Origin of the sequence: Marinobacter nauticus ATCC 49840, from assembly GCF_000284615.1 — a bacterium.
In the GTDB taxonomy this organism is placed as follows: domain Bacteria; phylum Pseudomonadota; class Gammaproteobacteria; order Pseudomonadales; family Oleiphilaceae; genus Marinobacter; species Marinobacter nauticus.
Genome location: NC_017067.1, coordinates 2,363,195 through 2,379,728 on the forward strand (window position 1 = coordinate 2,363,195; position 16,534 = coordinate 2,379,728).

Below are 16,534 nucleotides of genomic sequence, written 5' to 3' on the forward strand. Positions count from 1 at the left end.
CGCCGAGAACTTGAAAAACGTGAAAACTCACAGGAGACGCCATGCCCCGACGCTTTCATGAAGCCGATGAACTTCTGCCACCGGCGACCGGACTGAAACGTGCCCTGGCCATCATTTACGATGGACTGATCAGTATCGCCGTGCTGCTTGTCGCCAGCTGGGTGTACACCATGATTGCGGGATGGATTACGGGTTGGGATCGCTATGAACAAATGGCCGAAGCCGGTGAACTCTCAGGAGACCCGGGGCTGACCTTCGTTCTGTTTCTGGTGCTGTATCTGTTTTTCGCCTACTTCTGGACCCGCATCGGCCAGACCCTCGGCATGCAGGTATGGCGCGTTCGCATCGAGAATCTTGATGGCACCTCCGTGAGCTGGACCCAGGCCCTGATTCGCTATGTTACCGCTGCGATCATCGTTTTCCTGAGCATTCTCGGCGCCTACTACCTGGGCGCGCTGACGTTGTTGCTCAGCATCCCGGCCATCATCGCGCTGTTCTATCCCATCAATGGGTTGTCGCTGACCGACCGCACCTCCAACAGCGTGGTTGTTCAGGTGGCCAGGCCCGAGAAAAAATAGGTCCGGCACTACCCTGCCCGACGCATCAGGACGGCTCCGACAATACCGTTAACAACAATCGGAGCCAACACCGCGATCAGCGGATTAAAGCCATAAACCATACTCATCGGCCCCAGCAGATCCTGCATATACTTGAACAGCAATCCCACCAGCAGACCGGTAAATACCCGGAACCCCATGGTCACAGACCGCAGTGGCCCGAACACAAAGGAGATGGCGACCAACACCATCACCGCCGTGCCCAGGGGCATCAGTGCCTTTTTCCAGAACGCGAGCCAGTATTGCGCCGCACTCAGCCCCTGCTCTCCGAGATAGGCCGCGTAGGTATACAGGCCCGTCATCGACAGATTCTCCGGCTTCACAATCAGCACACTCAGCACGCTCGGCGACAGGCCGGTCTCCCAACGCAGTGACGCACTCACATCACGCACGGTCCGCTCCGGCTCAATGCGAGTGGAGGTCACGTTCTCCAGCAACCAATAGTCGCCCTGGTAGATGGCACGCTCGGCGAAGCTGGCAACCCGCAATTGCCGGGCATCGTCAAACCGGAACAGCGAAACCCCATGCAACACACCGTTTGGCTGAACCGCATTCAGGTGCATGAAGGTATTGCCTTCCCGATGCCACACCCCTTCCGCGGAAGCCACGCTGCTCCCCGCACCCAAGGCCACCGCCTTGTCACTCTGGGCAATACGTTCGGTGGTCGGCGCGACATACTCACCAATCGCCACGCCGAGCAGAACCACGATCAGCGCCGGCTTCATGGCAGACCAGACAATGCGTTTGAGCGACACGCCGGCTGCCCGGATCACCGTCAGCTCCGAGGAACTGGCCATGGAGCCCAGGCCGACAAGGCACCCCATGAAGGCACCAAGAGGCAGGTAATCGTAGATTCGCCGGGGCAAGGTCAGCGCCACATACCACAACGCCTGCAGGGTTTGATATTCGTTGCGCGTGTCTTCCAGTTCAGCAATGAATGCAAAGATCACATCCAGCGACAACACCACAACCATAACCAGGAACATGGCGCCGCCAACGGTACGCATGACATAACCATCGATCTTATGCACGCTGGCGCCCCTCCCTCTCAAGACGACGACGGTTCAGCCACCCGGGGCCAAACTGCAGCCACAGGCCGAGCGCCAGGAACAGCGCATGCACCCAGAGCATACCCACCCATTCAGGCACCTTTTCATCCGCCAGCGCATCCCGCGCCACAATCAGTAAGCCCAGATAGGTGATGTAAACCAGCATGGCTGGCAACAGATGGAAAAACCGCCCCTGCCGGGGATTCACCCGACTGAGCCGCACGGCCAGCAAGGTGACGATGGGCACAATCAACGGTAACGATATTCGCCAGTGCAAGAGAGCCCGGTCTTCCGGATCATCCGAGTTCCAAAGCGCCAGCGTACTCAGGCCTTCCTCCAGCTCTTTGCTGCCCTCCTGGCCGCTGACAATCTTCAAACCGTAGGCTTCAAATTCAGTGACATTGTAATCAAGCTGGCCGGGAGCCCCCTGAAAACGACCACCATCCTCCAGCACCAGAAACCGGCTGCCGGTTTCCTCATCAATGAACTGGGAGCCAGACTCCGCAGTGATCAGAGTGACACCCTTACCGTCCTTGTCGTACTCGGCAATAAACACCCCCTGCAACTGGCGCTTGTCGTCGCTCAGGGCCTCGGTGTAAGTGACCCGATCACCGGAGGTAAAGTCCTGAAACCGCCCCGGGGCCAGCATTTCAAACTCGGTGGCCTTTCGCTGCTCGTTAAAGATGTGCTCCACCTGTTTCATGCCCCAGGGAGAGATGTAAAGGCTCATGGCCCCCACCACCAGCATGACCGGCAACGCCCCAAGCAACGTTTTCGCCAGCAACTGCTTTTCACTCACACCGCAGGCGAACAACACCGTCATCTCGCTTTCGAGGTACATCCGGCCATACGCCAGCAGAATTCCGATAAACAGGCCCAGGGGCAGAATTAATTCCAGAAACCCGGGGAAACGATACCCCATAATCGCAAACAGGACGCCGGCCGCAATCTCGCCCTCAGCAGCATCGGCCAGATACTTGATAAAACGCCCACTCATGAACACCAGCAACAGAATGCCTGACACCGCAAGCATACTGACCATGATCTGGCGAATGAGGTAACGGAAGATAATACTCAAATCAGTCTCTCTGGCGGCGCCGTCATTGGAGATGGAGGTTAAGGAGAACAGCGCGTATTCTATGTAACCTCGCCGACGAATGACAGTACGGGGCCTACACGATAAAACCATCGTAACGAAGCGGGCACCCGGCTTGATTAATAAAGGCTTTGCCCCAATCCTTATGAGCATTGCCATCAACATTCAATTCAATTGAATAAAGCATAATCTGACAACGGAGTTGCCATGAGAGTTGCCATGAATTTCAGCCTGAGCAGCAAAGCCACCAAAGCCGACTGCCTGGTTATCGGCCTGCCTGAGAAAGGCGAGTGGCCAGAATCCACCAAAGCGGCAGACGACGCGCTGGGCGGACTGATCAAGCAACTCGAGAAAGCCGGCGACCTGACCGGCAAGAACGCCTCCGTGAATACCCTGCCCCTGGTGGATCAACCCTGGCAGCGCGTTGTGGTAATTGGCACCGGCAAAGATGCAGACCGCACAGCCACAGCCTATCGTAAGAGCCTGATTGCCATGACCGGCGCATTGAAAGATGGCCCCTCCAAAAGTGCACTGATCAGCCTGACCGATACTGCGGTTCAGGGCGAAGCTGCGGTCAGCTCTGAAGAAGCCCGGCTAAACCTGATTGGCCGGATTCTGGAAGACCAACTCTACACCTTCACCGAATTCAAAAGCGACAAGCCTGCCGCCCGCAAACTGAAAAAAGTTGTGGTACAGGCATCCGGCGCCGGCAAGTCCCTGAAAGATGCTTTCAACCTTGGCCTGGCCACCGGCCGCGGCATGAACTACACCAAAGACCTGGGCAACACTCCACCCAACATCTGCCACCCGGTCTGGCTTGCCGAACAGGCCAAGGCCATGGCCAAAGACTACGACTCCATCCAGACCGAAGTTCTGGACGAGAAGCAGATGGAAAAACTGGGCATGAACACCATCCTGGCCGTAGGCAAAGGTTCCAAGCAGCCTCCGCGCCTGATCGTGATGGAATACCGTGGCGGCAAGGCCAAAGACAAGCCCTACGTACTGGTGGGGAAAGGCATCACCTTCGACACCGGCGGCATCAGCCTCAAGCCGGGCGAGGGCATGGACGAAATGAAATACGATATGGGCGGTTCTGCCAGCGTTTTCGGCACCATGAAAGTCCTGGCTGAAACCAAACCCAAGATCAACGTGGTTGCCGTGATCGCTGCCGCTGAAAACATGCCAGACGGCGGCGCCTCCCGCCCCGGCGATATCGTCAAAACCCTGAGCGGCATGACCGTCGAAATCCTCAACACGGACGCCGAAGGCCGCCTGGTGCTGTGCGACGCCCTCACCTACGTGAAGAAATTTGACCCGGCAGCCGTGGTCGACATGGCCACCCTCACCGGCGCCTGCATTATCGCCCTGGGCAGTCACGCCACTGGCCTGTTGTCCAACAACGACGAGCTTGCGAACGAACTGCTCGCCGCCGGCGAACGCACCGGCGACCGCGCCTGGCGCCTGCCTCTGTGGGACGAATACCAGAGCCAGCTCGACAGCAACTTCGCAGACATGGCCAACATTGGCGGCCGCCCCGCGGGCACCATTACCGCCGCCTGCTTTCTGAGCCGCTTCGCCAAGGACTACCGCTGGGCCCACCTGGATATCGCGGGCACCGCCTGGAACTCCGGCAAAGCCAAAGGCGCCACCGGCCGCCCGGTCCCCCTGCTGGTCGACTACCTGATGACCCATGCAGGATAACCAGCCAAACCCTTCCCCGGAGCCCGGCAGCCTCGCTGCCGGCCCCTCCGGCCGGGACGATAAAAACCAGCGCTACTGGTTCCACATCCTCGCCCAGAACACCCACGCCGCCCGCAACCTCCACGCCGCCAAACTCGTGGACAAAGCCTGGCAGCAGGGCGACCGTGTGTGCGTTCTTTGTGACACCGAAGAACAGGCCGTGGAACTCGACGACCTGCTGTGGAACTTCACCCCCGAAGCCTTCATCCCCCACAGTATCGCCCAAGACCCAACCACCCCCTGCACCGATCCTGTCGGCATCCTGCTCTACCCGCCAGCCGCGGTGGATTGGGATACCGTTATCGTCCTGTCCTCAACACTGCCCGACGACGCCGACCAGTACGGCCGCCTGGCACTGGTTGCCCACAATGACCCGGCGGTATTGAACCAGGCGCGGGGGCATTACAAGCAGTTGCGGTCACTGGGCATTGAAGCTCGGGTGCATGATATGCGGAAACGCTAGCCAGGTTCGCCGCGATCAAGACGACCATGTATAATCGTCCGATTCAGAATTTCCCTATGTGAATCAACCAAAACGGTCACTGCATAATCCCATGGAAAAAACCTACCAGCCAGAAAACATCGAGCGCCAGTGGTACGAAAACTGGGAATCCAAAGGCTATTTCCGCCCCAGCGGCGAAGGCGACTCCTACAGCATCGCCATCCCGCCACCCAACGTGACCGGCAGCCTGCACATGGGCCATGCCTTCCAGCACACCATCATGGACACCCTCACCCGCTTCAAGCGCATGCAGGGCCGTAACGCACTGTGGACCGTCGGCACCGATCATGCCGGCATCGCCACCCAGATGGTCGTCGAACGCAAACTGGCTGCAGAAGAAGACAAAACCCGCCACGATCTCGGCCGGGAAGAATTCATCAAGCGCATCTGGGACTGGAAAGAACACTCCGGCGGTACCATCACCCGCCAGATGCGTCGCCTGGGCAACTCCGTGGACTGGAGCAACGAACGCTTCACCATGGACGATGGCTTCTACAAAGCCGTACAGGAAGTCTTTATCCGCCTGTACGATGAAGGCCTGGTGTACCGCGGCAAACGGCTGGTGAACTGGGATCCGAAGCTGCACACCGCTATCTCTGATCTGGAAGTTGAAAACAAGGAAGAAAAGGGCTATTTCTGGCACCTGCGCTACCCGCTGGCCGACGGCCAGAAAACCCAGGACGGCAAAGACTACGTCATCGTCGCCACCACCCGCCCGGAAACCATGCTGGGTGACACCGCCGTAGCCGTCCACCCGGACGATGAGCGCTACCAGCATCTGATTGGCCAGCACGTTCTGCTGCCGCTGGTTAACCGCCGCATTCCCATCGTGGCCGACCACCACGCCGATCCGGAAAAAGGTTCCGGCTGCGTGAAGATCACCCCCGCTCACGACTTCAACGATTACGCCGTAGGCAAACGCAACAACCTGCCCATGATCAACGTCATGACGCAGGACGCTAACATTCGTGAAATCGCCGAAGTCTTCAATGCGGACGGCACCGAAAATTCCGAGATTAACAGCGCCCTCCCGGCCGCCTATGCCGGCCTGAGCCGGGAAGCAGCCCGCAAGCAGATTGTTGCCGACATGGAACTGGCAGGCCTGGTCGAGAAAATCGAAGACCACGTGCTGAGCGTACCCCGCGGTGATCGCTCCGGGCTGATCATCGAGCCGATGCTGACGGATCAGTGGTTTGCAGACGCCAAGACCCTGGCCAAGCCGGCTATTGAAGCGGTAGAAGACGGTCGCATCCAGTTCGTACCCAAACAGTACGAGAACATGTACTTCGCCTGGATGCGCGACATTCAGGACTGGTGCATCTCCCGCCAGCTCTGGTGGGGGCACCGGATTCCTGCCTGGTACGACGCTGAAGGCAATATCTATGTGGGCCGGAGCGAGGCTGAGGTTCGCAGCAAACATCAGCTCCCGGACACACTGGAACTCAAGCAGGACGACGATGTACTGGACACCTGGTTCAGCTCCGCCCTGTGGACCTTCGGCACTCTGGGCTGGCCGGAAATCACCGAACGGCTGAAGACCTTCCACCCCACCGACGTGCTGGTGACCGGTTTCGATATCATCTTCTTCTGGGTTGCCCGGATGATCATGATGACCATGCACTTCGTAAAAAACGAAGACGGCACCCCACAGGTACCCTTCCATACCGTGTATGTCACCGGTCTGATCCGGGACGAGCACGGCGACAAGATGTCCAAGTCCAAGGGTAACGTGATCGACCCGCTGGATATGATCGACGGCATCAGCCTGCCGGACCTGCTGGAAAAACGCACCGGCAACCTGATGCAGCCCAAGCTGGCCGAGAAAATCGGCAAGCGCACCGAGAAGGAATTTCCGGAAGGCATCGCCGCCCATGGTACTGACGCCCTGCGTTTCACCCTCGCCGCCATGGCGACCACCGGCCGTGACATCAACTGGGATATGAAGCGCCTGGAAGGCTACCGTAACTTTTGCAACAAGCTGTGGAATGCCGCCCGCTATGTGCTGATGAACACGGAAGGCGAAGACTGCGGCGTGAACAATGAGCCGGTGGAACTGTCACTGGCAGACCGCTGGATCATCAGCGAACTGCAGCACTGCGAGCAGGAGGTGATCCGTCACCTGGACCAGTACCGCTTTGACCTGGCCGCCTACGCCCTGTACGAGTTCATCTGGAACGAATACTGCGACTGGTACCTGGAACTGTCCAAACCAGCCCTGAGCGATGACAGCGCCAGTGCCGAGGCCAAACGGGGCACCCGTCGTACCCTGGTACGCGTACTCGAAGCCGTACTCCGCCTGGCGCATCCGATCATGCCGTTCATTACCGAAGAAATCTGGCAACGCATTGCACCGCTGGCCGGCAAGCAGGGCGACAGCATCATGCTGCAGCCCTACCCGCAGCCGGATGCCAGCAAGCAGGATGCGGCCGTGGCCGCCGATATCGAGTGGCTGAAAGGCGTGATTGTAGCGGTGCGTAATATCCGCGGCGAGATGAACATCTCCCCGGGTAAGCAGGTACCGGTACTTCTGAAAGGCGGCAACGCCGACGATCAGCGCCGCCTGAACGACAACCGCCAATTCCTCATTTCCCTGGCCAAACTTGAGAAGCTGGAATGGTTCGAGGGCGACAAAGCTCCCATGAGCGCCACCCAACTGGTAGGCGAAATGGAAGTGCTGGTGCCCATGGCCGGCCTGATCGACAAGGACGCCGAACTCAAGCGCCTGGACAAGGAGCTGGAACGCCTAAACAAGGAAATCGGTCGCCTGGAAGGCAAGCTGAACAACGAGAAGTTCACCGCCAAGGCACCAGCCGAAGTCGTAGAGAAGGAAAAAGAGAAGCTGAAGGATGCCCAGGGCAGCCTGCAGCGGCTCAGTGCGCAACGGGCAGAAATCGAGGCCATGTAAGGCCATGATCGCCATCCTCGGTGCCGGCTCCCTGGGCCGGCTCTGGGCGGCAACGCTACCTGCCGGGCAGGTAGCGTTTGTGCCCCGTCCGGGGCAGGCCCCTGCCCCCGTCTGTTATCGCTTTCAGTCCATTGACGGCGAATCAGGCAGTACCATTATTCCCTGGCTACAACCCGGCCAATCTCCTGATCTGCTCCTGGTGACGACCAAAGCCGGCAACACTCTCGAAGCCCTCAAGGCGGCCCTGCCCTCCATTGCCAAACAGACTCCCATTGTGTTGTTCCAAAACGGGCTTGGGAGCCAGCAGCAGGTCACCGAAACATGGCCGGACCGGCCGGTACTGGCCGCATCCACGACCGAAGGCGCAAACCGGCCCGCCCCCGGGCTGACCGTTCACGCTGGCCGCGGCACAACCTGGGTCGGTGCCCTGAACCCGGCGGGGAATCCATCGGCCGAATGGGTTGCCCAACAGCTCGCCAGCAGCGGCCTCATGGTCCACCCTGAACACGACATACTGGCAAGGCTCTGGCAAAAACTGGTGATCAACGCCGGCATAAACGCCTTTACGGCCATTCTGGATTGCCCCAACGGAGAGATTCTGACGCAACCGTTTTACCTGCAATGGATTGCCCCCTTGTGTGAGGAGATCAGCCGCCTGCTCCCTGCCGCCGGACAACCGCAACAAGCCCCGGAAAACCTGCGCGAGACTATTGAGACTGTCGCCCGCAAAACCGCCGCCAACACGTCTTCCATGCGGGCTGATGTACAGGCAGGCAGAACCACGGAAATCGACTTCATTAACGGTTACCTGGCGCGGCTCGGCCATCAACATGGCATACCGGCACAGGTGAACCAAATGCTCGCCGAACAGGTACAACAACTGAACTGACTTTTACCAGAGGGAGCAAGACCATGGGCAATCGCCTGTCGAAGATCTACACCCGAACCGGAGACGACGGCTCTACCGGCCTGGCCGATGGCAACCGTATCGCCAAAAATGCCCAGCGAGTGGAAGCCATGGGTATGGCCGATGAGCTGAATTGCCATATCGGCGTTTTGATTGAGACGCTTCCATCTGGCGACCGTCTGATCGATACCTTCCGGCGCATTCAGCATCACCTGTTTGATCTGGGCGGCGAATTTGCCATCCCGGGCAGCAAGGTGATCAGCGACAATCACATTGAGTGGTTGGAGCAGACTCTGGACGAGTACAACACCGACCTGCCGCCGCTAAAAAACTTCATCCTGCCCGGGGGCTGCCCTGCCGCAGCACAATGTCATCTGGCACGGGCGGTCTGTCGCCGGGCCGAGCGCGTGGTGGTGGCCCTTGGCCACGAGGACTCCATCAATACTGCCTCGCGTCACTACCTGAACCGGTTATCCGATCTGCTGTTTGTCATCGCCCGGGTGCTGGCTCGCCGGGATGGCAGCCAGGAGATTCTCTGGGAGCAAAAAAAATCCGGCCTCTGAGGCCGGATTTTTCACAACAGCAACCGCTGATTACACCTTGAATGCCTCCACCAGGCGCTGAAGCGACGCGGTAAGCTCCGACATCTGCCTGGACGAAGCCAGAGTCTCTTCGGCGTTGGAGGCTGTGCTCTGGCCAAATTCGCCAATGCGCTCCACGTTGGCATTCACGTTCCTGGCCACGGCCGACTGTTCCTCCGCCGCCTGGGCAATCTGGTGGCTCATATCCACGATCTCGGAAATGCCCGAGGCGATCCGATCCAGCGCTTCGGTCACTTCACCAGACTTCTGTACCGTCTTCTCCGTGGCATCGTGACTTGAGGTCATGGCAGATACCGCCTCTTTTACACCACCCTGAAGCCGGGAAATCATGCCTTCAATTTCCTCAGTGGACTTGTGGGTACGCTGGGACAATGAGCGAACCTCATCCGCCACCACCGCAAAGCCACGCCCTTGTTCTCCCGCCCTCGCTGCCTCGATGGCCGCGTTCAGCGCCAGCAGGTTGGTCTGCTCGGCAATCGCTTTAATCTCAACCAGAACCTGACTGATATTGTCACTGTCCGCACTCACCCGGTTGATGACATCAACGGCGCCAGCAATCTCCGTCGCCAGCCGGTTAATGGTCGCCACGGTATCGGCCACCACTTCCCGGCCCTTCTCGGTATCTTTCTCGGCATTCCCCGCACTATCCGCCACCCGGTGCGCACTCTCGGTGACTTCATTGACCGCTTCCACCATCTGGCCCATGGCCTCGTTGATCTGACCGGTCTCTTCCATCTGTCGGGCCACGGCCTGACTGTTAGCCGATGCGGTGTCATTCACCCGGACCGCCTGCTGATCAACATCTGCCGTTGTAGAGCCCACCGACCGGACAAGCTCAGCGATACGATCGGTCATGTTGTTGAACTCGGAGGTGAGCTCACCCAGTTCGTCCCGGTTGTTCAACCGGATATGGGTGGTCATATCGCCGGCGGCCACATTTCTTGCAGCTTCGCTGAACCGGTTGATGGCAATCCGCACAGACATAAAGAAGCCCACATAGAGGTAGACCACCACCAGCATCACAGCAATCAGCGCCACCAGAATCAGAGTGCGCTGCCCGGTCTGGCGGGCCAGGCGATCCTCAAGATTACCGGCAACCACATCGAAGATACGATCGCTGAGGGTATCGTAATATCCCATCTGCGCCGATACGGTCTCATCGAATTCCTGCCAGGGCAGCTCCAGGCGCATAGGCGTAATGACATTCAGATCCAGCTCATCACGCACTGTCATCAGGCTCTCTTCCGTGCGGGTCAAGGCACCGCTCGCACTCTCTGCCAGTTGGGGCGACGCCTCCACGGCAACGGAAAGGGCCGGCGAAAGCAGCGAACTGCGGTTGGTCAACTGATCGTAGATTTCATTCAGGGTTTCGCTGAGTGCATAGCCCACCTGACCTTCCACCAGCGCAAAAATACCGTATGAACGGGCGCGGCCAACAACAGTGCGAGACTCAGGCAACGCAGAACGCACCAGCCCTAACAGCAGCAGGTTTTCCCGGGACGCATCCTGACCCAATCCGCTGATTTCAATGGTCGCCGGCAGCAAGGCCATCACCTTCTGCACAAACTCCTGGTAGTACTTGAACTGGGGGTCAATGTTGCCCTGATAGTTATCGTTGGCTTTGAGCGTCTCCCATTCTTCTCTTACAACCAGGATCTGCTCCTGCCAGGAGCCGGAGGTGTCAAAAGAACGCTGTGGTTCGGCAAGATCTGCCAACAGGGCATCCATGCGACTGGCCGCTTCGTTGGCTTTTTCGAGCAAGGGCTGTTCGTCTTTCAGAATGCCGGGGGCCTGATAGTCACGGTAATCCATCGCCGCCACCAGCAGGCGCTCCACCTTCTGGAGTTCTGCAAGCCCTTCAATGCCGCGGGTCATGGTCTGAACCGACTGGTTAAGCCCGGAAATCACCAACCAGGAAAGCACGATGATAGGGCCAAGAAAGAGAATGCTGATGAGGCTGAATTTGTAAACCATGGGCAGCCGATTCATCAGTGCTACAGCCGGATTGATTATATAGTTCACAGAGCCCTCGCTGCTTCTAACAACTGAATCTTTATTCTTTTGTTTGATTATCGCCCGTTGCCGGAAAAACTTAATCACTATTTAGTGTTATTCTGTAATCCGTTTTTGCTTTCCGGCTAGGCCATGCCTGCGATCACCAGCAATGCAAGCGCACATATCCACACCAGCATGCTCCGGTTGAGGAGGTCCCTTATAGCGCTGAGGCTCCGCCCGCCAAAATCGGGCCACTCTTCCGGGTGCAACTCCGAAAAGCGCGCAGGATCAAGTGCATATCCAGTTAACGACCCGTTGGCGGAAATCATGAGCACATCCGCGGTCTTTTTCCCGAATCCCGGGAATACCTTGCGTATTTCCCGGGACCAGCCGGCCAGGTCACCGGCGAGCCCGAATGTGCATGACAGCAAGCGGGAAGGAATCCAGCCGATAAGCCGGGCTGCCCGCTGATAGCGTTCCCGCGCGGCCGCCTGCGGCCATTGGCCCGCCAGAGCTACAAGCCCTCGAGCCAGAAAAGCCAGCGCTATGCCGCCGACGGCATACCAGAAAACCACCAGGAAGAAACGCTCGAAAACCGAGACCATCAGCGCCCGCGACACCGACAGGTGCATGGCTTCTGGCGATAGCGCCGCTCCTCTTTCGGAGGCGGGCAGGCGCTCTTGAACATGGTGCCAGGCAGCCTGCATATCTCCGCGCCGCCAGGCATCGGAATAGGCTCGCAGCACCTTGCGCCAGCCCGGCGCTCCCATCAGTACCACCATCAGCACCAGTTCAAGCGGATACAGGGCATAGCGGTAGCCCGCCTCACTGGACAGCGCCCACGCGCCAGCGAGCGCCAGAGAAGGTAACACAACCAGCAGCGCCCCTCTCCAGACTGACCGCTCCTGACCCGCTTCTACCCGGCCCCAACGATGAAACCAGTTACGCCAGACCTCATCGCCAGCCAGGTGATCGGCGCGGTCCAGCCTGCGGCGAATCACGTACGCAATCAGAAAAACAACCAACGACATCAGGCCATCTCCTCGTTCGACAGCAGTGTCTGGAAGCGAGACCACTCAAACGCGGGCCCTGGGTCGGTTTTTCGGCCCGGAGCAATATCACTGTGGCCGGCAATGCGACCCGGCGTGATTTCCGGCCAGGCTGTCATTGCCAGGAGCGCCAGACGCGCCAGCGCACGGTACTGATCCTCGGTATAGGGAACGTCATCCGCACCTTCGAGCTCGATACCAATGGAGTAGTCGTTGCACTCCTCCTTACCCTGAAAACTGGAACGGCCAGCATGCCATGCCCTGTCCAGACAGCTGACAAACTGAATAACGGAACCATCCCGGCGAATCAACGCGTGTGCAGACACCTTCAGCTCTGCGATCGTTTCAAAATAGGGGTGGGCAGCAGTATCCAGACAGTTACAGAAAAAATTCTCGATGTGCGGGCCGCCAAACTGTTCCGGCGGCAGGCTGATGTTGTGAACCACCAGCAGTGAGATAGAGGAACCGTCCGGGCGGGGACCAAAATTGGGCGACGGACACCAGCGCACGCCGGGGAACCGGCCACTGGAACGCAAAAGTGCTGCCGCATCTTTCAGGGAGTGTGGGTGATGATCGTTCTGGATACTAGACAACGTGTTTCCATCGGCGCAGGGGACTCATGCAGATGATTGAATCACAAAGCGCCCATGGATGCCACGACGTCGCCGGTGCCCTGCGCGGGCACTCAGTACCGGAGATCAGTCTTTTCGGTTATGACGCAGGTTGTCGATGATGGACTCCAGCGCCCGATCAAAGATCAGGCCGTCATCCAGCATGGTGATCGCCTGCTCCTGCAGAGCAATCGCCAGGTCATCCCGATGATATTCCGCCACCTTCGCACCACTGCGGTTAACAAAGATGTACTTGCCGGTGGCCTTGATGAAGGCCGCCAGCTTGCAACGGACCCTGGTCTCGTCTCTGGCCATCTCAACCCAGGATCCAACTCTCAGGCCGTCCGCCTTCGCCAGCCATTCCGCCGACGCTACTGGTGATTGGATCTCCGCGGATTCCTCGGCGACGGCTGCCGTCTCAACGCCGGCTGAGATCTCAGCAGGCTTGACTGACGCAGGTTCAGTCACCTCGTCAATCACCTCCGGCGCAGGTTCCGATTGCTCGGGAGTTTCCGCCGGCTCTGCCGGAGCTTCAGGTACCTCGAAATTCTCAATCGTGGGTGCCTTGTCTTCAACAACCGGCGCGGTCACCAGTTTCTGGAAAACATCGACATGGGCAAGCTCCAGGTCCCGGATGGCCGCATCGGTTGCAAACGGATCCCAGGAGATCTCCTGAAGCGCCTTACGGAGCTCTTCCACCACCTCTGGAATCATTCGCAACAGTTCCGCCCGGGTATCAGAAGACACCGGTCGCGGGTCAACACTCCACACCAGCCGCTCGCTGATAGCCTTTGCCTGCAGCCAGCGCTCGCTTTCTTCACCCTCGCGCAACACCACCCACTGCAGGTAGCGGGTCCAGGGCTCGTTCAGCACCTGTAAAACCGGCTCGGGAATGTCCCGGCCTGCCGTGTGCTCACGGATAACATCGGTAGCAGCCTGACTGGCACGTTCCTGCCTGGCGCGTCCTTCTTCGGCATCCCGAAGGCGCTGCTCAACCAGCTCGCGACGCCGGCGATCCAGATCCATGAAGTGACCAAAGTCCTTCAGCAATTCCTCGAACAGCCCTACCTGATCGGTGTATTCGGTGAGCACCCGACCCACCACTTCCTCAATTTTTTCCCGAAGCGGATCACGCATTCCGGCACGTTTCTCGCTCCAGCCAATGGCGGCAAGGGCAAGTTCGTTGAGGAGCTTGCGAACCGGATGGCCACCACGATTGAAAAAGTTCTTGTCGCTGAGTGCGACCTTGAGCACCGGAATCTGTAGCCGCCCGATCAGCGCTTTCATAACCGGATGCAACTGCCGATCTTCGAGAATGAAATCAAACAGCATTGAGACCAGGTTGATCACATCACTGTCGACCTGCCCTACTGAGAATCGCTTCCCTTCCGGACCCTGCAACAGCGGCTGTAACTGCTGGCGCAAAGGCACCACATTGTCGCCTTCACCCTGCGGCGCTGCGCCCTGCAATTCGTTCAGGCGCGCCATCAGACGATCGGTATCCAGAACAGCGCCGGTTTGTGCCATACCGGCACTGCCGGTCTCTCCCTGGTGCAACAGCGCACTCAGCTCACTGAAAGTAGGCGACGGTCCATGGCTATGGGCAGTACCTTCGGCAGCCGGGGCTTCCTGGGCGGGCGCTGGCGAACCGCCTGCCTTTGGCGCACTGCGACCCGGCGCTACCTGAGCACCACCCACCGGAGCCCGCTTCATGTCAGGCAGCACGCCGGCGGCGATCAGGGTTTTGTTGCATTCCTGGTAGAAATCGCTGAGCTTGTCCACCAGCAGGCGCTCAAACAGCTTCAAAACCACAAGCTTGGCACGGATATCAATATCCAGATCGGTGCAAGCATCCGAAATAGCGCCACAAATGACTTCCGGGCTGAGAGGCATTTGATCGTCAGAGAGATCCAACTGTGGAACAAGATGGCGAATCCGGGCCGCCAACATCCTTACCGGCTCCTGGTATCGATTCCGCAGGCGATTGGTCAGGTTATCTATCGCTACCTGCTGTTCAAGGTCAGAGTGATCCACTAGGCTGAGGGAGTTCTGGTCCACTTCTTCCAGTGAACCACCGGAGCGGGCAGGTTTGAACTTACCCAGCTCATTGAAGGCCTGGCTGACGTATTGCAGGACTGACACTGTCATTGCCTTCCGGCGCAGTCGCAGCTCCCGCATGGCGTCGAAGTAGGCAGTCTGGTCCTGGTTGGAGCCGGCCCGGTCTGCGAGGGCAAACAAACTGTCGTCAGCCTGTTCGAAAAAACTGGCAAGTACCGCCTTGAGTGACTGACCCGATGTGTCACGCAGTCGCACCAGCTCTACCGGTAACGAGAACCGGCTCACCGGCTTCTGACCGGCCAAGCGGACTACCTTGTTATCGTGCGCCATGTGGATGCTCCGGAATCGATCAGCTGATGGTACTTAAACCTTTATAGGATTACATCATACGGGCGAGTGTCGTCACCTTGTGTCAGAATTTGTCACCTTTTGTGTCAGCAGGAACTGCATCACACTTCAGACCACTCACACCTCCATTTGGCGAATCGATAGCGCTGGCAGTAGAATTGCCCTCCACAATTTTCCAAGCCACCATCAACCTCCGGACGTCCCAATGATTTCTGCCGAACTGCTGCGCCAGGCCCGTATCGAATCCGTTGCCCAGAGTCTGCGGGAAGATATTGGCGATGGCGACATCACCGCCCAGCTGATCCCTGCCGAAAAACTGGCAACAGCAAGGGTAATCACCCGGGAAGACGCCCGCCTGGCTGGAAGCGCCTGGGTGGAGGAGGTTTTTCACCAGGTGGATCCGTCAGTGACACTCCAGTGGCAGTTTCACGATGGCGACGACGTACCCGCCAACGCCGTGATCTTCCGCATGCAAGGCCCGGCCCGCTCGCTTCTGACCGCCGAACGCGCTGCTCTTAACTGGTTGCAGACCCTGTCTGGCGTGGCAACAGCCTGTGCCCATTACGCTCGCCGGGTGTCCCATACCAACGTACGCCTTCTGGACACCAGGAAAACCCTGCCAGGGCTGCGACTGGCCCAGAAATACGCGGTGACTTGCGGTGACTGCGATAATCACCGGCTGGGACTCTGGGACGCATTTCTAATCAAGGAAAACCACATTGCCGCCTGCGGCTCCATTGCCAATGCGGTCGCCGAAGCGCACCGCATTGCACCAGGCAAACCCGTGGAAGTGGAAACCGAATCGCTCGCCGAACTGGACCAGGCCCTTGAGGCCGGGGCCGACATCATCATGCTGGACGAGTTCTCGCTTGCCGACATGGCTGAAGCGGTAAAACGGAATGCCGGAAAAGCCCGCCTTGAAGCTTCCGGTGGCATCAACGCGCGCACGCTGGTGCCCGTTGCCGAAACCGGCGTGGATTACATCTCTATTGGCGCACTGACCAAAGACGTACGAGCCATCGATTTGTCCATGCGCCTGGAGTAATCCAGTCCCG

The 16,534-nt window shown here is 58.7% G+C and carries 13 protein-coding genes; 7 read left to right on the forward strand and 6 right to left on the reverse strand.

Annotated elements, in window-relative coordinates; all coding sequences use genetic code 11:
• Positions 1–41: 41 nt before the first annotated feature.
• On the forward strand, positions 42–578 hold the full coding sequence (locus tag MARHY_RS11040) for an RDD family protein (protein ID WP_011784480.1): 537 nt from the start codon (positions 42–44) through the stop codon (positions 576–578).
• A gap of 8 nt (positions 579–586) precedes the next feature.
• Here the strand turns inward: MARHY_RS11040 and lptG are convergent, their stop codons facing one another.
• Together lptG and lptF are read right to left on the reverse strand one after the other, a co-directional pair.
• Positions 587–1,648, reverse strand: a complete 1,062-nt coding sequence (lptG, locus tag MARHY_RS11045; RefSeq protein ID WP_014421880.1) for an LPS export ABC transporter permease LptG — start codon at positions 1,646–1,648, stop codon at positions 587–589.
• Entirely contained in the window at positions 1,641–2,744 is a 1,104-nt protein-coding gene (lptF, locus tag MARHY_RS11050; protein ID WP_014421881.1) for an LPS export ABC transporter permease LptF, read from the reverse strand. Before lptF ends, lptG begins: the two co-directional genes overlap by 8 nt.
• 237 nt (positions 2,745–2,981) lie before the next feature.
• Here lptF and MARHY_RS11055 point away from each other — a divergent pair, with 237 nt between their 5' ends.
• The 5 genes from MARHY_RS11055 (at position 2,982) to MARHY_RS11075 (ending at position 9,379) form a co-directional block, all read left to right on the forward strand.
• On the forward strand, positions 2,982–4,463 hold the full coding sequence (locus MARHY_RS11055; protein WP_041655544.1) for a leucyl aminopeptidase: 1,482 nt from the start codon (positions 2,982–2,984) through the stop codon (positions 4,461–4,463).
• The gene (locus MARHY_RS11060) at positions 4,453–4,965 is read left to right on the forward strand and encodes a DNA polymerase III subunit chi (RefSeq protein ID WP_014421883.1); all 513 of its coding nucleotides are present in this window, start codon (positions 4,453–4,455) and stop codon (positions 4,963–4,965) included. Before MARHY_RS11055 ends, MARHY_RS11060 begins: the two co-directional genes overlap by 11 nt.
• Before the next feature lie 91 nt (positions 4,966–5,056).
• Positions 5,057–7,909 carry a valine--tRNA ligase gene (locus tag MARHY_RS11065; protein WP_014421884.1) on the forward strand — a complete coding sequence of 951 codons (2,853 nt, stop codon included), beginning with the start codon at positions 5,057–5,059 and terminating at the stop codon, positions 7,907–7,909.
• Positions 7,910–7,913: 4 nt separating this feature from the next.
• A complete protein-coding gene (locus tag MARHY_RS11070) occupies positions 7,914–8,798 on the forward strand; it encodes a ketopantoate reductase family protein (protein ID WP_014421885.1) in 885 nt (294 codons plus the stop codon).
• A 23-nt stretch (positions 8,799–8,821) separates the two neighbouring features.
• The gene (locus MARHY_RS11075; RefSeq protein WP_014421886.1) at positions 8,822–9,379 is read left to right on the forward strand and encodes a cob(I)yrinic acid a,c-diamide adenosyltransferase; all 558 of its coding nucleotides are present in this window, start codon (positions 8,822–8,824) and stop codon (positions 9,377–9,379) included.
• A 30-nt stretch (positions 9,380–9,409) separates the two neighbouring features.
• Here MARHY_RS11075 and MARHY_RS11080 read toward each other — a convergent pair whose 3' ends face one another.
• The 4 genes from MARHY_RS11080 to MARHY_RS11095 form a co-directional block, all read right to left on the reverse strand.
• Complete coding sequence (locus MARHY_RS11080) at positions 9,410–11,440, reverse strand: methyl-accepting chemotaxis protein (RefSeq protein WP_014421887.1); 2,031 nt, start codon at positions 11,438–11,440, stop codon at positions 9,410–9,412.
• A 116-nt stretch (positions 11,441–11,556) separates the two neighbouring features.
• Positions 11,557–12,444, reverse strand: coding sequence for a histidine kinase (locus MARHY_RS11085; RefSeq protein WP_014421889.1), 888 nt, complete (start codon positions 12,442–12,444; stop codon positions 11,557–11,559).
• A complete protein-coding gene (gene ampD / locus MARHY_RS11090) occupies positions 12,444–13,055 on the reverse strand; it encodes a 1,6-anhydro-N-acetylmuramyl-L-alanine amidase AmpD (protein ID WP_014421890.1) in 612 nt (203 codons plus the stop codon). Before ampD ends, MARHY_RS11085 begins: the two co-directional genes overlap by 1 nt.
• Before the next feature lie 105 nt (positions 13,056–13,160).
• Positions 13,161–15,461, reverse strand: coding sequence for a DUF1631 domain-containing protein (locus MARHY_RS11095; RefSeq protein ID WP_014421891.1), 2,301 nt, complete (start codon positions 15,459–15,461; stop codon positions 13,161–13,163).
• A 223-nt stretch (positions 15,462–15,684) separates the two neighbouring features.
• On the opposite strand from MARHY_RS11095, the gene nadC reads away from it, so the two are divergent.
• A complete protein-coding gene (gene nadC, locus MARHY_RS11100) occupies positions 15,685–16,524 on the forward strand; it encodes a carboxylating nicotinate-nucleotide diphosphorylase (protein WP_014421892.1) in 840 nt (279 codons plus the stop codon).
• Positions 16,525–16,534: the final 10 nt, after the last annotated feature.